Consider the following 15,970-nt stretch of genomic DNA (forward strand, 5'->3'; position numbering starts at 1 on the left):
AACTGCGTCCCACTGCACCTCCTGAAAGCCGGCATGCCCTGGATCTGGGTGCTCTCCACCAGCCGTCCGTTCGACTTTGGTGGCCTGGGATGGCGAGTACATCGCTGGGACAGGTGCCCTTTCCGTCCTCGAGCCGGGGCACGAGGAGCTCAAGTCGATGCGAACAGCCCCCGCAGCGCGCGGCCGCGGCATCGGCCGGCTGATGCTGGAGCATCTGCTGGAGGATGCAGCTGGCCGTTCCGTGCAGCGGATCTCGCTGGAGACCGGAAGCATGGAGTTCTTCGCTCCGGCTCGCCGGCTCTATGAAAGTGCCGGATTCGTGGCGTGCCCTCCCTTTGGTGGGTACAAGGAGGATCCGAACAGCGTCTATTTGAGCCTGGCGATTCCAGTGCCGGCCGATCCGCAGGCCCCCAAGGGTGGCCATTCAGGCTGACTGTGCCACTAAGCAGGGCGCAGAAAGCGAACTGGCAGCAGAACCGCGGACCTACCCATGCCACGCTCTACCGCAGTACCGTGGCAACCTCACAGTGTGGCTGCACACCGAATGGTTAGACTGGGGAGCATGCCGCAACAGTCCGTAGACTCCGCCACCCTGGGCGAGTTGATGCACGCCGCCTTCCGTGCGCTGAGGGGCCGCTGGATCAAGCAGCTGGCACCGTTCGACCTGACGCCCCACCAGTTCAGGGCGCTGAACGCAGTGGCCCGGAGCGGGGACGACGGCGGACTGCGGCTCAAGGACCTGGCAGAAACGCTCCGCATTGCACCCCGGTCGGCTACGGAAGTCGTGGACCAGCTTGAAGCTAAGAACCTGGTGCAGCGCGGACCTGACCCGTCCGACCGCCGTGCCACCCTCATCACCCTGACGGAGCAGGGCGCGACTATGCGCTCCGAGGTGCGGGAAGACCGTGCACGGCAGGCAGATGAGTACTTCGCCGTCCTCTCCGACGAAGACCGCACCGAACTCGAACGCATCCTGGCCAAGCTGGCGGAGGAAAACCCGCACCGCCACGGCCCGCGCGGCACGGACTAAGCAGCAACCAGGCAGGGAAAACTTCTGCCGGACAAGCGGTCCCGGAGGTGCCGAGCCTGTGCGTCTGACCCGGCTGCACGTACCGTTCATAGGGACAGTGCTTCCCCCAACGTTCGGCACGTGCGGTGACACCGCGCGGCATCCCGGGAGGTAGTTCCCATGCCCGCACACGAACCACGCTCAGGCCGCGGCACAGAACCCAGCGCAGGCCCCCAGTACAACGGCAGCCGCGCGGGAGCCTATTTCTCACCCCGAACCTGGCTGCTTCCGCTGCTGGTCCTGCTGGTCCTCGGCGGTGCCGGCTCGGCACTGTACATCGGCGGGCTGGGTAGTCCGGAAAGCAACCTCAACCACCTGCCGGTCGCCGTCGTGAACCGGGACCAGGGTGCGGACACCCCCGCCGGCCAGGAGAACTTCGGCGAGAACCTCACCAGGACCATGGAGGATGGTTTCTCCTCGTCGGACGAAATTGAGCTGCGCCCGCTGAGCTGGGACGACGCGCAGCACCAGCTGCGCACCGGCCAGGTTTTTGCCGCAGTGGTGGTGGACGAGGACTTCTCTGAAGCTGCTGTTTCGTTGGTTTCATCGTCGCTTACCGACGGCAACGCCAGCCGGCCGCAGATCACGCTCTATACCAATCCGCTGGCAAGTCCGCTGGCGAGCCAGCTCGCGGCCGAGGCCGTCGAACCGGCGCTGAAACAGGCCAGCACCAGCGTGGGCGAACAGCTGGACGAAACCGCCCGCCAGGCCCAGGGCGAGGCAACCGAACGCCAGGACGCCGAACTGACCGAGGCAGGAGTCCCCGCACAGGTGCAGGAACAGCTGGCGCCAAAGATCGACGGAACCTCCGCCGAGGTGCTGCGCGATCCGATCCAAATCACCGAAACAGCCTTCCAGAAACCGCCCGACGGCGCCGCGCTGGGCATGGGTGCCTTCTTCTACTCCGTCCTGCTGATGGTGGTGGGCCTGAGCGGTTCCGTCACACTGCATTTCCTCGTGGACTCCCGCGTGGGCGTGCTGCCTGTAGAGCTGGGTCCGCGCTACGTCCTGGGTCCGAAACTGCTCCCGGCACGCTGGGTGGACTTCCTGCTCAAGTGGGGGATCGCCGTCGTCGCCGGACTGCCAACCGCCGGGCTGATGATGTGGGTGGCGAACGCCGTGGGCATGCCCATTCCGCACGGCGGCTGGTTCTTCTTCAGCACCTGGCTGTCCATCGTGACGGTATCCGCGGTGACGTTCGCGCTCATCACCATCTTTGGCAGCGCAGGCATGGTGCTGTCTCTGATCTACGTGGTGTTCATGGGTCTGCCGGCCGCCACCGGCGTGGTGCCGCTGGAGACCCTGCCGGGCTTCTTCGCGTTTATTGCCAGGGGCGAACCGCTGTACCAGATGACGATCGCCAACAAGGCGATTCTCTACTACGACGCCGAAGGTTCCGCAGGCCTGCAGGCCGGCCTGATCGGCATGGGCGTCATTATCCTCATTGCGGTAGTGCTGGGCCTGCTGTTCTCCGTCCTGTACGACCGGATCCGCGGTATCCGCGAGGCGGCGGCAGACGTAGAAAAGACAGCAGCCCGCGCGGCGTAGGATGCCGTCCGCGCACACCCGGAAACTGTAGATTCGGGGGGCCGGTTTGGCCGCGGGCCTCCGCGGTGGGAAAATCCGAACATGCCCCCGATGCAGAATTCCAGCCGTTTGCAGAACATCCGTTACGACCTGAGGGGGCCGGTGCAGGCGGTCGCCAAGCAAATGGAGGCGGCGGGGCAGCGGATCCTGAAGATGAATCTGGGGGATCCGGCACCCTTCGGGCTAGAGGCTCCGGAATCGATCGTGGTGGACATGATCCACCATCTGCGCGGAGCGCAGGGCTACAGCGACTCCAAGGGCATCTACTCGGCCCGGACTGCGATCTCGCAGTACTACCAGACCCGCGGCCTCATGCAGATCGGCGTAGAGGACATCTGGGTCGGCAACGGCGTCAGCGAGCTGATCTCCATGACGCTGCAGGCGTTCCTGGAGGCCGGCGACCAGGTACTCATTCCGGCACCGGACTACCCGCTCTGGACCGCATCGGTGATGCTCTCCGGCGGCGAAGCCGTGCACTACGCCTGTGATGAGGACAACCACTGGTGGCCGGACATGGCGGACGTCGAAGACAAGATCACCGACCGCACCCGCGCAATAGTGATCATCAACCCGAACAACCCCACCGGCGCGGTTTATCCCCGGGAGATCCTGGAACAGTTCGCAGACCTGGCCCGGCGCCACAACCTGGTGCTCTTCTCCGATGAGATCTACGAAAAGATCGTTTACCGGGGAGCAGAACACATCCACACCGCGTCCGTGGCAGGTGACCTGCCGGTGCTGACCTTCTCCGGACTCTCAAAGGCCTACCGGATGCCCGGCTACCGTGCAGGATGGGTGGCGCTGACCGGCAAACGGGCGGACACTGCCGGCTACCGCGAATCACTGGACCTGCTCGCGTCGCTGCGCCTGTGCCCCAACGTGCCGGCCCAGCACGCCATCCAGACTTCGCTGGGCGGGTACCAGAGCATCAACGACCTAGTGAAGCCCGGCGGACGGCTGGCGGAGCAGAGCGACCTGGCCTGCCGGCTGCTCAACGAGATCCCCGGCGTCAGCTGTGTGCCTGCCTCCGGGGCCATGTATCTTTTCCCGAAGCTCGACCGTGCACTGTACCCCTTCGATGACGACGAGCAGTTCGTCCTGGACCTGCTCGAGGAACAGAAGATCCTGGTCTCGCAGGGAACCGCGTTCCACTGGCCGGAACCGGACCACTTCCGGTTTGTGATCCTGCCGGCGGAGGAAGACATCCGCGACGCCGTGAACCGGATCGCGGAGTATCTCGCAGGGCACAGGCAGCCGGCTCCCGAAGGCGAAGCAACGGCCGACGCCGGGACTGAGCCCGGTGCCGGCGCTGCCACGGCCGGAAGGTCCGCTTCCGCAGCCTAGGCAGAACGGTCCTTGAGGGTGCCGGACACCACCGCTGTACCGGTGTCCGTGTCCGTGCGGGTTGCGGTGCGGAAACCCGCGGCGTCGAAATCCTCAGCCAGGCCGGGTGCCTGTCCGCTGCTGCACTCGACGAGCAGTTCCCCGTCCCGGCTTAGCCATTCCGACGCCTCGGCCGTGATGCGCCTGAGAAGTTCCAACCCCTCCCGGCCGCCGTCCAGCGCGCCAGCAGGTTCGTGGATGCGGGCTTCGCGGGGGAGGAACGGCAGCTGTTCCGTAGGGACGTAGGGGGCATTGGCGGCAACGACGTCGATCCTCCCGCGCAGCTGCCGCGGCAGGGCATCGAACAGGTCTCCCTGGTAAACCTGAGCCTGGTCACCCAAATTTGAGCGCGCGGCGGCGACGGCATCGGGCGCGAGATCCGCCGCGTGCAGCTCTGCCTTGGAGAGTGCCGCTGCAAAGACGGTGCTCAGGGCACCGCTGCCGCAGCAAAGGTCCAGGATGACCGGGGCGTTTCGGCCGCTGGCGGACTCGAGTGCTGCAGCGGCGAGAAACTCGGTGCGCCGGCGCGGAATGAAGACACCCGGAACCACCTTCACCCGCCGGCCGAGGAACTCTGCCCAGCCAAGGACATACTCGAGCGGTTCGCCGGTAAGCCGCCGCTGGAGCAGGACTTCCGCCTCTGCTGCGGAGCGAGCACCGCGAAGAAGCAATTCCGCTTCTTCCAGCGCGAAGACACAGCCCGCGCCCTGCAGCCGGGCGGTGAAGCGCCCCAGAAGCTGCTGGTCGGCGTCCATGCCGCCGCTCCTTCCCTGTCCGCAAGCCTGATTCCTGCTCTCCAGCGGGAGAAATACCGCAAACATCTCCGGATCCGGTGGAAATGAACGCATCTGCGGTTTATGGTCGTTGCATGCCTAGCCTGAGAGTTGCCGAAGCGGCACGGTTCCTTGGCGTCAGCGATGACACCGTGCGCCGTTGGATTGAGAACGGTACCCTGACCGGGCGCCGGGACGCCAGCGGGCGGCAGATCATCGACAGCCTGGAACTGGCCCAGCTGGCCCGCCGGCAGGCGCAGCTGCCGGATGATCCCACCGAAATTTCCAGCTCAGCCCGGAACCGGTTCGTGGGACTCGTGACGGAAATCGTTATGGACAAAGTCATGGCCCAGGTGGAGCTGCAGTGCGGTCCGTTCCGGGTGGTTTCGCTCATGAGCTCTGAGGCGGTGCGGGAGCTCGGCCTGGAACCCGGTTCGACGGCCACAGCGGTGGTCAAGGCGACCAACGTCATCGTTGAGATGCCGCCGGGAAAGAAGCATCCGTGAACCGGTGCCGCTCCGGCAAGGTTCTCACGGCTGCGCTGCTGACAGGCATGCTCTGGCTGGCAGGGTGCTCCAACCAGGCCGCGCAGCCGCAGGGAGAAGGCGGGGAACTGACTGTCTTTGCTGCGGCGTCGCTGGCCGTGCCCTTCACCGTGCTGGCGGAGGACTTCGAGGCGGCGAATCCGGGCACAGCGGTCCGGCTTAACCTTGCCGGGTCCGCGGACCTCGCGGCCCAGATCCTTGCGGGTGCGCCCGCCGACGTTTTCGCATCCGCGGATGAGGCCAACATGGCCAAGGTGGTGGACGGAGGGATGACAGCCGGAGAACCCGAGGATATTGCAACGAATACCCTGACCATCGCCGTCCCGCCCGGAAACCCGGCAGGCATCAGGGGTTTTGCAGACCTGGCCGGCGCCGGGCCGCAAGTGGTGGTCTGCGCCGTGCAGGTTCCCTGCGGTGCTGCAGCCGCAAAGCTGGAAGAAGCCGCCGGAGTCGACCTCTCGCCGGTAAGCGAAGAAACCTCGGTGGCCGGAGTAATGGGCAAGGTGGTCTCCGGAGAAGCCGACGCCGGTCTGGTCTACGTCACTGACGTACGTGCCGCTGGAGACAGCGTCCGGGAAGTACCGATTCCCGAGGCGCAGCAGGCCGTAAACCGGTATCCGCTGGTCCGGCTGGCCGGGCCCGCTGATGCAGGGCTGGCAGCTGCCTTTGTCGGGTTCATCCGGGGCGCAGAAGGACAGGCAGTTCTGCAGGAGGCCGGTTTTGGCGTCCCCTAACAGTTCGGTACCGCTGCCGCGCTGGGTGCTGGCCGGCGCCGTCGTCGGAGCGCTGTTCCTCCTGCTGCCCTTGGCCGCCGTCACGGTGGAGGTCAACTGGGCAGAGTTCATCCCGCTGGTGACGTCGGAATCATCACTCGCTGCGCTGTCTCTAAGCCTGCGCACCGCAACGGTGAGCACCCTGCTCTGCATCCTTTTCGGAGTTCCGTTGGCGCTGGTTCTGGCCAGGCTGCGGTTCCCGGGGAAGCGGCTGGTTCGGTCCCTGGTGCTGCTTCCCCTGGTACTGCCTCCGGTAGTCGGAGGCATAGCCCTGCTGTATACCTTTGGGCGGCAGGGGCTGCTGGGCGGAGCGCTCGAATTCCTGGGTGTCCAGGTCGCTTTCTCGACCGCGGCGGTGGTCCTGGCCCAGACCTTTGTGGCACTGCCGTTCCTGGTCCTGACCCTCGAGGGAACACTGCGGACCGCCGGAACCCGCTACGAAGCCGTGGCCGCGACGCTGGGCGCCCGCCCTTGGACGGTGCTGCGCCGGGTTACCGTGCCGCTGGTCCTGCCCGGGATGGCCAGCGGAGCGGTGCTCTCCTTTGCCCGCTGCCTCGGAGAATTCGGTGCAACCCTGGCCTTCGCCGGCAGCCTGCAGGGCGTCACCCGGACCCTTCCGCTGGAGATCTACCTGCAGCGCGAGGGAGACGCCGACGCAGCGGTGGCGCTCTCGCTTGTGCTGGTGGTGGTGGCTGTGGTCGTGGTCGGGCTCTCCTACCGATCCGTGCCGGGACGGTCGGCGTCCGCCAGGTCTGCAGCCAGGCGTGCAGTCCCGGCCCCGGGAGCGGGCTGATGGTGCTGCGGATCCAGGCGGAAATTCCGGAACGGGGGATCGACGTCGCCTTTGAAGTCGGCGACGGCGAGACGGTGGCTCTGCTGGGACCCAACGGGGCCGGGAAATCGACGGTTATTTCACTGCTCGCCGGCCTGGTCCAGGCACAGAGCGGCCGCGCCAATCTGAACGGCACCACGCTCTTTGATACCGCCAAAGGGGAATCCCTCCCGGCGTACCGCCGGGGAACGTCCCTCCTGGCCCAGGAAGCACTGCTCTTCCCACACCTGAGTGCGGAGGACAATGTTGCCTTCGGCCCGCGCAGCACGGGAGCTAACCGAAAGGCAGCCCGTACGGCGGCCAGACACTGGCTCGCGGAAACGGATGCCTCAGGCCTAGCCTCCAAGCGGCCGGGGGAGCTCTCCGGCGGCCAGGCACAGCGGGTTGCCCTTGCCCGCGCCCTCGCCGCGGAACCGGACCTGCTGCTGCTGGATGAGCCCATGGCTGCCCTGGACGTGGAAACGGTTCCGTTGATGCGCAGGCTGCTTAAGCGTGTCCTTGCCGGGCGCAGCGCACTGATCGTCACTCACGACGTCCTTGATGCTCTCACCCTCGCAGACCGGGTCCTGGTGATGCAGGAAGGGCGGATAGTTGAATCCGGCCCGCCCGCCGAGGTGCTCCGCCGGCCCAGGAACCCGTTCACTGCCAGCCTTGCCGGACTGAACCTGGTCCGTGGAAGGTTGAGCGGGGGCCGTCTGGTCATTTCCGGCGGACTGCAGCTTGCGGTGCCGGACGGGGATCTCGCCGTAGTGGACGGCGGGGCCGCCCTGGCGGTGTTCCCGCCGTCGGCCGTTGCGGTCCGCCGGTCAGGCGCAGCCGGCATGGCGGACCCGGGCCGGGAAATCCTGAGCGTTACCGTGACGGATCTGGAACCCCAGGGTGACCGGATTCGGGTCCGGGGCGCCGGCCTGGCTGCAGACATTAGTCCCGCTGCCGCAGCCGAGCTGTCCCTGAGCATCGGCGAGCCGGTGGAGTTCGTTCTCGATAGCTCCGCAGTGACCAGCTATGCGGCTGCGGGAGTACCGGGTTAGTGCAGCAGGTCTAGTACAGCTTGATGGAGCCGCCGTCGGCCATCAGGGTCTGGCCCGTCACATAGCGGGAGTTTTCGCTGGCCAGGAACACGACCACGGGGGCAATATCGGTTTCCGGATCACCGAGCCGGCCCAGCGGGATGCCGTCGACCACTTCCTGGTAAGCGTCCGGGAATGCCTTGCTCCACTGCACGATTCCCGGGGTTAGAGCCACAGGGGAGACCACATTTACCCGAATGCCGTCAGCTGCCCACTCGGTGGCCGCCGTGCGGGTGATGGCTCGAATGGCTTCCTTTGCGGCAGAGTAGGCAACCTGGTTGGGGAGGCCTTTTATGCCGGCTCCGGAGGCAAAGTTGATGATGCTGCCCCGGGTCTTCTTTAGTTCCGGATATGCAGCACGCATCAGATAGAACGTGGCCATCGTTCCGGTGCTGAAGGACAGGTCCCAGATCTCTTTGGTGGTTTCCAGGATGGACGCCTGCCTGGAGGCATGCGCGTTGTTCACCAGGACGTCCAGACCGCCGAAGCGCTCCACGGTTTCGGCAACGATCTCAGCTGCATTCGCCTCGACGGAGATGTCCTTGGCAATGAAAATCGCCTCGCCGTCCAGTTCGGCCAGCAGCTCCTCGCCCTGCGCCTGGTCAATGTCGACGATGGCGACCTTCGCCCCTTCGGCAAGGAACCGCCGGACGATCCCCTGGCCAATGCCGCCTGCGCCGCCGGTGACGATCGCGGTCTTATTCTGCAGTTGCATGTTCTTCCTTCCGTAGGCCCGGGTCCTTGGAAGGATCCGGTGTTTGGTTGTGGGTGGATTCGATGCCGCGGATGAAGTTGGCCACCAGATAGTCCAGCGACTGGCGGGCGAACTCGTAATCGACGCTGCGGCCCGAGAAGCGTTCTGCCCGCGGATAGTCGTCTGTGCCGTGCAGCCGCGGTGTGCCTGGCTGCGGCCGTGAACCGGCCGGCACGGAATCCGCCGCCACTGGATTCGCCGGCGCCGGATTCGCCGGGACCGGATCCGCCGCCGCCGCGATGGATACCGTGCCGATGACGGCGGCCGAGACCCCGAGCAGGCAGTCGAACCCCTCGTCTTCCGTCAGGCCGGCGGCCGAGAGGCTGGAGAGCAGGCGTTCCACATCTGCCGGGGCGGCCAGGTTGAGCAGGCGACGTGGACTCAGGACGATCCCCAGCAGCCAGGGATGGGCAGAGAAGGTCTGCCACAGAGTGTCGGCCATGTGCGCCAGCATGTCCTGCCACCGGTGTTTCCCCTCCGGCAGCATGGAGGGGCTCCTCACGGCGTCGGCCATTAGCAGGAGCAGTTCCCGCCGGCCGGCCACGTGGCGGTACAGCGCCATCGCCGAAACCCCCAGGTCTCCGGCGACCCGGCGCATGCTGACCGCTTCCAGCCCTTCGCTGTCGGCGATTTGGGCAGCAGTCCGGGCAATCGCTGCCGGGCCAAGCGGCTGGTGTGCGCCCACGGAATGCCTCCAAACGGTGTTGCCGGAACCACAGCTGAATCCGGTCTCGTTTACAGTGTAAACCTGCCTCCCCGCGCACATATGGTTACGCCCGCTTCTATACTCGCGAAGATGGAGGCCCAACCGCGGATCCTGGTGGTGGAAGACGACCTGCGCCTGGCGCAGATGCTGGCGGAGGTCCTTGAATCCGAGGGATATTCGGTGACCAGCGCCTATGACGGGCAGCGCGCCCTGCACGAGGGCCTCACCCGGAACTTCGACGTCCTTCTCCTGGACCGCGGGCTGCCCGCAATCGAAGGGCTGGATGTCCTGGCCCGTCTGCGGAGCAAGGGGGTCGCGGTGCCCGCTCTGGTGCTTTCCGCGCTGGGTAATCCCTCTGACCGGGTGGAAGGGCTGGACCGCGGCGCGGAGGACTACATGGCCAAGCCGTTCGACGTCGAGGAACTCCTGGCCCGGCTTCGGGCGCTCCGGCGCCGAACCGTACAGGAGGTACCGGTGCTGCCCGTACCCGGCGGTGTCTTCGATACCACCGGCCGGACCGTGACCCAGCCCGGCGGAGCGGTGGTGGTGCTGTCTGAGCGGGAGTCAGCGCTGCTGGAGGAGCTGGCACGCCGTCCGCTGCAGGTGTTTCCCCGTGAGGATCTCCACCACATTGTGTTCCCGGACGCTGACGACGCCGGCGTCGTGGACACCTACGTCCACTACCTGCGCCGCAAACTCGGCAGGCCCTCGGTCCTGACGGTCCGCGGGATCGGCTACCGGCTGGGCAAGCTCGCGTGAGGCGTCGCTGGTTCGGGACTGGTTTCGGGGCTGGTGGGGGGAACGACGCCGAGCCGCGGCGGGCGGCGCGGCGGCTGGCGGTGCAGTTCACAGCACTTACCGTGGTGCTTCTCTCGCTGGCCGGAGTTGTTGTTTACTATCTCGCGGCGGCCGGTGCCGAACGGGCACTGCAGGATCGTCTGGATTCCGCGGCCGCACTGGACAACCCGCGCGATGCGCCGCTGGACATCTTTCTGGCCGTTTACGACAGGGGCCGGCTCACAGTGTCCAGAGACATGCCCGAAGGCCTGCCGGTCGAGGAGTCACTGGCTTCAGTGGCTGCTGGAGGACGGGAAGTTGAGGAAACCGTTGAGGCGTCCGGCACCACTTTCCGCGTGTTGACGCGCAAAGACGGCAGGGACATAGTCCAGGCTGCCATCGATACTTCCGAAACCCGCGGGCAGCTGGACCGGCTGGTGCTGGCCCTCGTGTCTGCCGTGCTGCTCTCTGCGGTGGCTGCTGCACTGTTCTCCGTCCTGGCAGCGAGGGCTGCGATGCGTCCCCTGGTGGAGGCGCTGGCGCTTCAGCGCAGGTTTGTCTCCGATGCGAGCCATGAACTGCGCACCCCGCTGACCCTGCTGAGCACCCGGGCACAGCTGCTCCGGCGCCGTCTGAATGCCCGGGCTGGGGAGGCAGGAGCAGATGAGCAGTCCGGTCCGCAGAAGTTCGTGGAGTCCGGCCTGGATGAAATCATTGCGGACACGGGCGTGCTGACCGGAATCCTGGAGGACCTCCTGGAATCCGCCGATCCGCGCCGTGCAGGGCCTCCGGAACCCGTTGATCTGGGCGCCGCCGCGCGTCAGGCTGCCCAGGCCTTTGGCACCACCATGCGGGACCGCGGCCTCGAGCTCAGGCTTGATGTTCCCGGCGCGCCGGTGTGGGTCCGTGCCTCCCCGGCAGCAGTCCAGCGGGTGGTTACTGCGTTGCTGGCCAACGCGTCCGACTACGCCCGGTCCACAGTGTGGGTGCAGGTATCAGCGGGCGGCCGCAACGGGGTCCTCCGCGTCTACGATGACGGCCCGGGACTTCCCAAGGAACTGCGTGGACGGATGTTTGAACGCTTTTCCTCGGCGCGGGAAACCTCCGGCGGTCACACCCGCCACTATGGTCTGGGTCTGGCACTGGTTGCTGAAATAGCCAATCGGTTCGGCGGCACCGTGGAGGCCGAACCGAGCCACGGCAGGGGTGCATCCCTGACGGTTCGCCTTCCGCTGGACTGAGCGTGGCTTCTAAGAAACTTCGAAGAAAGACGGCGTTGGATAGAAAGCGTAGGTATCCACACTCTTTTTGCGAGGTGAAAACCATGGAGATTGGCAGCAAAGCCAAGAAGATCATTGTCTGGAGTGCCAGTGGTCTGGCAGCTGCCGGACTGCTGACCGGCACTTTCTTCACGGGCATGGCAGTTGCGGATAACTCTCAGCCCGCCTCGGTTACGTCGGAACTCGACGGCGAGCGCCCCGACCACGGGGATCACGGGAACCTGCCCCAGGACAGTGAGAGGCAGGACAAGGACGCTCAGGACAAGGACTCACAGGAGAAGGACGCTCAGGAGAAGGACTCACAGAACAACGACGGCGGGGAGGGTACCGACGAGGTTCGGCCGGACCGGCCGGACCACGACGGCGGGCCTGACCGTGAGGGCAAACCCGGCAAGGGTGAGTCCGGCAAGGGTGAGTCCGGCAAGGGTGAGTCCTACAAGGACCGCCGCGGGGAACGCGGCGACGACGGCCACCGCCACGGCCACCCGGACAGCGAAGCGGACGCCCCTGCTGAGAACGCCCTTGCTGAGGACGAACCCGCTGAGGACGCACCCGCATAAAGCTAGGCAGAGTCCCTAGACGGCCAGCAGCTGAGCCTGCGCGGCCTCCCGGTGTTCGGCTTCTCCGGTGGTCAGCGCAAACCGTGCGTAGTTCAGTGGCCCGGCGGCAAGCAGGGCGGTGCAGCGATCTGCCAGACGCGGCTCGGCAGTGCCGGTCGCGTCCTGGTAGAGCCGCACCACCTCATCGAAGGAATCAGGCGAGATGAGGTGGACGTACATAAACTCCAGGGCCGGATCGCTGATCTTCGCAGTAGTCCAGTCCAGTACGGAGACGATCCGGTCCGCCTCATCAAGCAGCAGATGCGCCGGGTACAGCTCACCATGTGTGAGGACGGTGCGCTGCGGCCAGAGACCGTCGTCGTCCAGCCAGCGGCGCCATCCCGCGAGCAGCCCGCCGTCGACCTCGAACTCCGCCAGCACCGCTTCCAACCCCTCGGCCCAGTAACTGCGCACCTGCTGCGGAGATTCGGACCGGATGCCGGCGGCTGCTGCCGCAGCCGTGTCCAAGCTGTGCAGGGAGGCAATCAATCGGGCCAGTGAGGCGAGGTATTCTCCGGAGGACGGGTCGAAGTGCCAGTCCGGCTGGTTGCCTTCACCGATGGTCAGTCCCGGCCTTCCCGGAAGGAGCGGGTAAGCAACCAGATCTGCTTCCTGGATCTGCCAGTCCGGTACAGCGACTCGCAGCTGCGGCCGGACGAAGTCCAGGATGGCCTGCTCGCTCGGCTGGTTGGCAGCGACATCGGGGCGTCGGGGAAGCCGGAGCACCCATTTCCTTTTCGTTCCCTGCTCGACAGCGAACGCCACCCGGTAATCGAGGCCGGCTTCGTTGAACTCCACGCCAGCGGGATCCAGCTGAAGTCCGTGCGACTCGGCGATGGCACAGACTTCCTCGGGGCCCGGCTGGGGTCCAGTTCCCGTTTCGGGGGTCATTCGTTCCTCTTTCGCGTCGGTGGGCTCACTGCGCAGGCGGGCGTAGTCCCGGTTGCACCCAACCTTTCCTCATACAGGACGGTCTTGGGAACCGCCAGGAGAATCCCGGGAGAGAATGGACCTGTGAGCTCTGTTAATCCCCAAGGCACGCTGCCCGCGGGCCCCTTTGACCTTGCTGCGCTTGGCAGGGGCCTGGTTTTTGCTGCGTCACTGCCGGCTGCAGCGAGAGCTTTGGAGCCTGGCGGGAACTGGGACGGCGCAGCCAGTGCGGACGATGCCCGGGGCGCCGCGCCCTCCGCCCCGCCCTCCGCCGGGGCCGCCGTCGTACAGGCACCGCCGGGAACCGGCAAGACCACGCTGGTACCGCCGCTGGTTGCCAACCTGGCCGCCCGCGGCTCATCCGGTTCGCCAGAGACAGGCACGGCAGGACGCGTCCTGGTGACCCAGCCGCGCCGGGTGGCAGCGCGGGCCGCTGCCCGCAGGCTTGCCGCGCTGGACGGTACGGCAGTGGGGGAGCGCACCGGTTTTACGGTCCGCGGCGAAAGCCGTGCCGGCGCACACACCCTGATCGAGTTCGTTACCCCGGGCATTCTGCTGCGCCGGCTGCTGGCCGATCCCGGGCTGGAGAGCGCCTCCGCCGTCATACTGGACGAAGTGCACGAACGAGGGCTGGAAACCGACCTGCTCCTAGGCATGCTGGCTGAAGTGCGCCAGCTCCGCCCGGACCTGCTCCTCGTAGCCATGTCCGCCACCCTGGACACGCCGCGCTTCGCCGAACTGCTGGGCGTGCCGGGGTCTCCCGCACCCGTCGTCGACTGCCCTTCGGCGCTCCATCCGCTCCAGGTCCTCTGGCAGCCGCCGGCAGCCGCGCGGCTGGATGAACGCGGCGTGACGCCCGGTTTCCTGGACGCCCTGGCGCGGCTGGCAGCCCAGAGCCATGCCCGCGCACTGGCTGAAGATCCTTCGATTGACGCGCTGGTGTTTGCACCGGGCGTGCGGGAAGTGGCCCATGTGGCCCGGGTCCTGCGGCAGGAGGCCGGTCCGGGCACCGAGGTGCTGGAGCTGCACGGCCAGGCCCCGCCGTCCGAGCAGGACCGCGCGGTTTCCGGCCGGGCGCCGGGGGACAAGCCGCGCATCATCGTCTCCACCTCACTGGCTGAATCCTCCCTCACCGTTCCGGGCGTGCGGCTGGTCATCGACTCCGGGCTGGCGCGCGAACCAAGGCGCGACGCCGCCCGAGGCATGAGCGGTCTGGTCACCGTCAGTGCCTCCCGCGCAGCAGCACAGCAGCGTGCCGGACGTGCAGCCCGCCAGGGACCCGGAACCGTAATCCGCGCCTATACGGAAGCGGCCTACGCCGCAGCTCCGGCCCATCCCACGCCGGAGGCAGCCGCGGCTGACCTAACTGCCGCCGCCTTGATCCTGGCCTGCTGGGGAACTCCCGGAGGCCGGGGCCTGCCCTTGCCGCAGGCACTTCCCGCTGCTGCGCTGGCGGACGCTGAAGCAGTCCTGCGCAGCATCGGCGCGGTGGACGATGAAGGAAAAGCCACTGAAACGGGGCATCGGCTGGTGAGCATCCCGGTAGATCCACGCCTTGCCCGGGCATTGGTGGAGGGATCCCTCCTCCTCGGTCCACGCACCGCTGCGGAGATCACCGCCATGCTGTCCGGCGACCGGCGCCCAGCCGGAGCTGACCTGGTCCGGCTCCTGGCCGCGCTTCGTTCAGGACGTGACCCCGGCTCGAATGCCTTCGCCCGAGAGGCCCGGCGTCTTGAGCGGCTCGCCCAACCCGAAGGCAGACCGGCCCCCGCCAAGGCGCCGGCCGGAACTCCGGGGACTGAAGAAGCCGTGGGCACCCTGGTGGCGCTGGCCTTTCCGGACAGGGTGGCGCGGCGAGTGGACGGAGCTGCAGGGGAGCAATACCTGCTGGCTTCGGGTACCCGTGCCGGGCTGCCTGCTGACAGTCCGCTCCGGGGGCATGCATGGCTCGCGGTCGCGGACGTTTCCCGTGCCGCCGGAAAGGCAGCGGCAGGAACCGGTGCGGTGATTCGCGCAGCGGCCCCGGTGCAGCCGGAGACCGCCGAAACGGCAGCTTCCCGCCTGCTCACCGAGGAGGTCGCTGCAGCGTTCGACGGCGGCAAGGTCACCGCCCGCCGGGTACGCCGGCTGGGCGCGATAGAACTCTCCTCGACACCCGTCCGCCCGGCCGCCGCTGAGGGGCGCACGGCCGTTGCGCACGCGCTGGCCGAGCAGGGTCTTGGTGCCGTCGGCTGGTCAGGGGCCGCTGACAGTCTCCGCCGCCGGATGGCGCTGCTCCACCGGCTGCTTGGCCAGCCCTGGCCTGACGTTTCCGAAGCAGCTCTGCTGCAGCATCTTCAGGACTGGCTGGGACCGGAGCTGGAAGCGCTGGCCGGAGGAATGCGGGCGGCAGACATCAGTCTGCTGGATCCGCTCCGCCGCCTGCTGCCCTGGCCGGAGGCAGCCAAACTGGATGAACTGGCCCCGGAAAAGATCCTGGTACCCAGCGGCACGCAGGAACGTATCAGCTACCCGGAGCCAGAGGACGACGCCGCACCTCCGGTTCTGGCAGTCAAACTTCAGAAGTGCTTTGGCTGGGCGGAATCACCGCTGCTGGCGGGAGGCCGCATCCGGGTGCAGTTCCACCTGCTCTCACCTGCCGGACGCCCGCTGGCTGTGACGGATGATCTGGCGTCCTTCTGGTCCGGTCCCTACGCGCAGGTGAGGGCCGAGATGCGCGGACGGTATCCACGGCATCCCTGGCCGGAGGATCCCTGGAGCGCGCCGGCTACGGCCAGGACCAAAGCGCGGATGTGACGGCAGCCTCCGGTCCAGTAGACAAGTCCGGCCCGGTAAACAAGTGCGGCCCAGTAAAGTCCGGCAACGCAAAAAAGTCCGGCAACGCATGCAGCG

16 protein-coding genes are annotated in these 15,970 nt (G+C 66.9%); 12 read left to right on the forward strand and 4 right to left on the reverse strand.

Annotated elements, in window-relative coordinates; all coding sequences use genetic code 11:
• Positions 1–79: 79 nt before the first annotated feature.
• The 4 genes from TVC13_RS00980 to TVC13_RS00995 all read left to right on the forward strand — a co-directional run bounded on the left by TVC13_RS00980 (position 80) and on the right by TVC13_RS00995 (position 4,000).
• Positions 80–433, forward strand: a complete 354-nt coding sequence (locus TVC13_RS00980) for a GNAT family N-acetyltransferase (protein ID WP_422399369.1) — start codon at positions 80–82, stop codon at positions 431–433.
• A 129-nt stretch (positions 434–562) separates the two neighbouring features.
• The gene (locus TVC13_RS00985; protein ID WP_422399370.1) at positions 563–1,030 is read left to right on the forward strand and encodes a MarR family winged helix-turn-helix transcriptional regulator; all 468 of its coding nucleotides are present in this window, start codon (positions 563–565) and stop codon (positions 1,028–1,030) included.
• A gap of 159 nt (positions 1,031–1,189) precedes the next feature.
• Positions 1,190–2,617 (forward strand): YhgE/Pip domain-containing protein, encoded by a 1,428-nt coding sequence (locus TVC13_RS00990; RefSeq protein WP_422399371.1) that lies wholly within the window; start codon positions 1,190–1,192, stop codon positions 2,615–2,617.
• 81 nt (positions 2,618–2,698) lie between these two features.
• The gene (locus TVC13_RS00995) at positions 2,699–4,000 is read left to right on the forward strand and encodes a pyridoxal phosphate-dependent aminotransferase (RefSeq protein ID WP_422399372.1); all 1,302 of its coding nucleotides are present in this window, start codon (positions 2,699–2,701) and stop codon (positions 3,998–4,000) included.
• On the opposite strand, the gene TVC13_RS01000 is transcribed toward TVC13_RS00995, so the two are convergent.
• Complete coding sequence (locus TVC13_RS01000; RefSeq protein ID WP_422399373.1) at positions 3,997–4,794, reverse strand: putative protein N(5)-glutamine methyltransferase; 798 nt, start codon at positions 4,792–4,794, stop codon at positions 3,997–3,999. The genes TVC13_RS00995 and TVC13_RS01000 overlap by 4 nt on opposite strands.
• 113 nt (positions 4,795–4,907) lie before the next feature.
• Between TVC13_RS01000 and TVC13_RS01005 the strand changes: the two genes are divergently transcribed.
• The 4 genes from TVC13_RS01005 to TVC13_RS01020 are packed head-to-tail and all read left to right on the forward strand — an operon-like array spanning position 4,908 to position 7,993.
• Entirely contained in the window at positions 4,908–5,318 is a 411-nt protein-coding gene (locus TVC13_RS01005; RefSeq protein WP_422399374.1) for a TOBE domain-containing protein, read from the forward strand.
• Complete coding sequence (modA, locus tag TVC13_RS01010) at positions 5,315–6,091, forward strand: molybdate ABC transporter substrate-binding protein (protein ID WP_422399375.1); 777 nt, start codon at positions 5,315–5,317, stop codon at positions 6,089–6,091. Before TVC13_RS01005 ends, modA begins: the two co-directional genes overlap by 4 nt.
• The gene (locus TVC13_RS01015; RefSeq protein WP_422399376.1) at positions 6,078–6,923 is read left to right on the forward strand and encodes an ABC transporter permease; all 846 of its coding nucleotides are present in this window, start codon (positions 6,078–6,080) and stop codon (positions 6,921–6,923) included. The genes modA and TVC13_RS01015 overlap by 14 nt, the downstream gene beginning before the upstream one ends.
• Positions 6,923–7,993 carry a sulfate/molybdate ABC transporter ATP-binding protein gene (locus TVC13_RS01020; protein WP_422399377.1) on the forward strand — a complete coding sequence of 357 codons (1,071 nt, stop codon included), beginning with the start codon at positions 6,923–6,925 and terminating at the stop codon, positions 7,991–7,993. The genes TVC13_RS01015 and TVC13_RS01020 overlap by 1 nt, the downstream gene beginning before the upstream one ends.
• A 10-nt stretch (positions 7,994–8,003) precedes the next feature.
• Here the strand turns inward: TVC13_RS01020 and TVC13_RS01025 are convergent, their stop codons facing one another.
• Both TVC13_RS01025 and TVC13_RS01030 read right to left on the reverse strand, forming a co-directional pair.
• A complete protein-coding gene (locus TVC13_RS01025; RefSeq protein WP_422399378.1) occupies positions 8,004–8,747 on the reverse strand; it encodes an SDR family NAD(P)-dependent oxidoreductase in 744 nt (247 codons plus the stop codon).
• A complete protein-coding gene (locus tag TVC13_RS01030) occupies positions 8,731–9,471 on the reverse strand; it encodes a TetR/AcrR family transcriptional regulator (RefSeq protein ID WP_422399379.1) in 741 nt (246 codons plus the stop codon). Before TVC13_RS01030 ends, TVC13_RS01025 begins: the two co-directional genes overlap by 17 nt.
• Before the next feature lie 111 nt (positions 9,472–9,582).
• Between TVC13_RS01030 and TVC13_RS01035 the strand changes: the two genes are divergently transcribed.
• From TVC13_RS01035 to TVC13_RS01045, 3 genes are all read left to right on the forward strand, one after another.
• Complete coding sequence (locus tag TVC13_RS01035) at positions 9,583–10,251, forward strand: response regulator transcription factor (protein WP_422399380.1); 669 nt, start codon at positions 9,583–9,585, stop codon at positions 10,249–10,251.
• An 80-nt stretch (positions 10,252–10,331) separates the two neighbouring features.
• Positions 10,332–11,510 (forward strand): sensor histidine kinase, encoded by a 1,179-nt coding sequence (locus TVC13_RS01040; RefSeq protein ID WP_422399381.1) that lies wholly within the window; start codon positions 10,332–10,334, stop codon positions 11,508–11,510.
• A gap of 83 nt (positions 11,511–11,593) precedes the next feature.
• Positions 11,594–12,109 (forward strand): hypothetical protein, encoded by a 516-nt coding sequence (locus tag TVC13_RS01045; protein ID WP_422399382.1) that lies wholly within the window; start codon positions 11,594–11,596, stop codon positions 12,107–12,109.
• 15 nt (positions 12,110–12,124) lie between these two features.
• Here TVC13_RS01045 and TVC13_RS01050 read toward each other — a convergent pair whose 3' ends face one another.
• Positions 12,125–13,039 (reverse strand): macrolide 2'-phosphotransferase, encoded by a 915-nt coding sequence (locus tag TVC13_RS01050; RefSeq protein WP_422399383.1) that lies wholly within the window; start codon positions 13,037–13,039, stop codon positions 12,125–12,127.
• 123 nt (positions 13,040–13,162) lie between these two features.
• Between TVC13_RS01050 and hrpB the strand changes: the two genes are divergently transcribed.
• Positions 13,163–15,874, forward strand: coding sequence for an ATP-dependent helicase HrpB (gene hrpB, locus TVC13_RS01055; protein WP_422399384.1), 2,712 nt, complete (start codon positions 13,163–13,165; stop codon positions 15,872–15,874).
• Positions 15,875–15,970: the final 96 nt, after the last annotated feature.

Source organism: Arthrobacter sp. 3Tela_A (assembly GCF_049311025.1).
Classification (GTDB): domain Bacteria; phylum Actinomycetota; class Actinomycetes; order Actinomycetales; family Micrococcaceae; genus Arthrobacter_B.